This is a genomic window from Novosphingobium sp. B-7, assembly GCF_000410615.1.
GTDB classification, from domain to species: domain Bacteria; phylum Pseudomonadota; class Alphaproteobacteria; order Sphingomonadales; family Sphingomonadaceae; genus Novosphingobium; species Novosphingobium capsulatum.
The window spans coordinates 1-373 of the sequence record NZ_KE148478.1; the positions used below are offsets into that span (position 1 = coordinate 1).

A 373-nucleotide genomic window follows, 5' to 3' on the forward strand; every position below is an offset into this window, starting at 1 on the left:
GTTCGGCCCCGGCGCGATAGCCGGCGCGGGCATCGCGCACGGTGCGATCGGCCTGCGCCAGAGTGCGTGCGCTTGCCTGGGCAAGTTGGCGCGCCGCCTCCAGCGCCTTGGCCGCGCTATCGATGTCTTCGGCATTGGCCGCCGTAGCGCTGGCCAGGGCCGCGCGCGCCTGATCGACCGAGGTCGTGCCGGCAACCACCGCCTGGCCCTGCTCCTGGCGCACCAGCATCACGCCAGCGCGGCGGGTATCAGGCGTAGCGATATCGTTCAGCGCGGGCACGGCGCCGCCCTGCCCCATCAGCGCAACCAGCGCATCGCCTGCAAGGCCGGTTTCCTCTGCCAGGTGCGCCATGGCCTGCGACACATCGGTTTC

General features: G+C 71.8%; 1 protein-coding gene. It reads right to left on the reverse strand.

Annotated features, from left to right (window positions below; genetic code table 11):
- On the reverse strand, positions 1-373 hold a 373-nt coding region (locus H926_RS33795), incomplete at both ends, for a hypothetical protein (RefSeq protein ID WP_043610784.1).